General features: G+C 40.1%; 2 protein-coding genes and 1 pseudogene. All 3 read right to left on the reverse strand.

Annotated elements, in window-relative coordinates; genetic code table 11:
- Positions 1–70: 70 nt before the first annotated feature.
- Positions 71–400 carry a hypothetical protein gene (locus tag U736_RS0108645; protein WP_026500679.1) on the reverse strand — a complete coding sequence of 110 codons (330 nt, stop codon included), beginning with the start codon at positions 398–400 and terminating at the stop codon, positions 71–73.
- A 196-nt stretch (positions 401–596) separates the two neighbouring features.
- Positions 597–1,043 carry a hypothetical protein gene (locus tag U736_RS0108650; protein WP_026500680.1) on the reverse strand — a complete coding sequence of 149 codons (447 nt, stop codon included), beginning with the start codon at positions 1,041–1,043 and terminating at the stop codon, positions 597–599.
- Positions 1,003–1,465, reverse strand: a pseudogene (locus U736_RS12425) (DUF1376 domain-containing protein); the annotation flags it as partial. The gene U736_RS0108650 and the pseudogene U736_RS12425, both read right to left, overlap by 41 nt.

Here is a 1,465-nt window from a genome sequence, read left to right on the forward strand (position 1 = left end):
GGGATTTTTTTTAATTCCTAAAAAGCATAAAAATATAAAAATTATAATACCAAACAAGGCTCTTAGCTGCTTATCTGTAAACATATTTATTTCCTGCGGTTTTTGATAATTTTTTGATCTCTTTATTGATCTCGTCTATAAGAGGTTCGTAATTGAGAACGCTTTGCGGAATACCACCCCCATAAACCCATGCTTTCACTTGCGCCTTTGTACTGTAATCAACTTTGTCAGGCATCTCATGATACTGACCACCGTCAAATTCTTCGTATTCTCTTGTACCATCATCATATTCGTAAAGGTTATAAAAATACTCAGCTACCCCTAATCCCCATGGTGCATGCCCCACCGCCGTTGCAACCCACTTTTTTTGCCCTTTCTGTTTACATTTTTTTAAAAACATCTGGTTTAATATCCCCTATCTAAATCCATAACTTTACCAATGGGTTTATTGCCTCAAAATGGACCGTATAGAAGCGTTTTTAATTTCAATGTGGTTTTTATCATAAAATCTTTAAATCGCTCTGTACGGTGCCTTTCTGTCAATTTAAACGCATATCTATTCTCAAAACGTTCAGCAAATTTCACTACTTTGCTGTTTATCCTTCAATGCCCTTTAAAACCTCTTCAAGACTTCTATGAGGCTTTTCAATGCGTTCTGATGGCATCGGTGCCTTTTGATTTGTTCCCTTTTCAGGCTTTTCAAGGTTCTTTAGAAGACGGTTTGCACGAAAGCGAATATCACTTTCAAGCTTTTCGCAATAACGATAAAAATCTGCTGTTGAGGGCATAAAGGTTGCATTTAATCCCTCTGCTTTGCCTTTCAAAGCGTTCTTTGTTGCCGTTTGCAATACCCAGCTGCTTATGCCTTCAAGAGCGTAAAGATACGCAAGCGCTGTCGCTTTTTCATCTGATCCCATGGGGCTCTTAAGTCCATTTGAAAGGACAAGATACGTTGTTTGAATTTCTTCTTCAGTCGCTTTCTTTTCAAGCTTTTGCAACGCATCATGGACTAATGAGGTAATTCTCTCCGCTTCTGCAATCAATGGTTTTTGCCCCGTTTTCCAATGGAATGGTGGTTCGGTTGTCATCCTCGAATAAAAATTTGTACACACTATCTGAATTTTTGATATTGGACATGTGCTGTGCAACGCGATAACTCCATCCACGCTGCTGTTCTGTTGTTTCAGTGCTTGGCTTTCCATAGTTTTTTCCTTTCTGTAAATCTTCAATTGCCTTGCGTACCCAGTTGCGCCACGTTGCTTGCCAATCACGCTTACTAGCGTCCTTACCTGCCTTGGCATTCCAATAATCTCTAAATTTTGCGATTTCGACTTTCACACGCTCTGGAGGCAAGCCCTCTGCAATGGCAAAATCGTAATCGGGTTCAAAATCCGCAGGCAATCGACAGCCTCTATCGGTTTTAACCCGCTTGGCTTTCTTAGGAACGCTTTCTTGCTCGTGAATG

The sequence above is a fragment of the Bartonella grahamii ATCC 700132 genome (genome assembly GCF_000518085.1).
In the GTDB taxonomy this organism is placed as follows: domain Bacteria; phylum Pseudomonadota; class Alphaproteobacteria; order Rhizobiales; family Rhizobiaceae; genus Bartonella; species Bartonella grahamii.

What these genes read in the sequence shown, in the direction of transcription:
- U736_RS0108645 (WP_026500679.1), bottom strand. Translation starts at nt 400, where the DNA reads ATGTTTTTAAAAAAATGTAAACAGAAAGGGCAAAAAAAGTGGGTTGCA.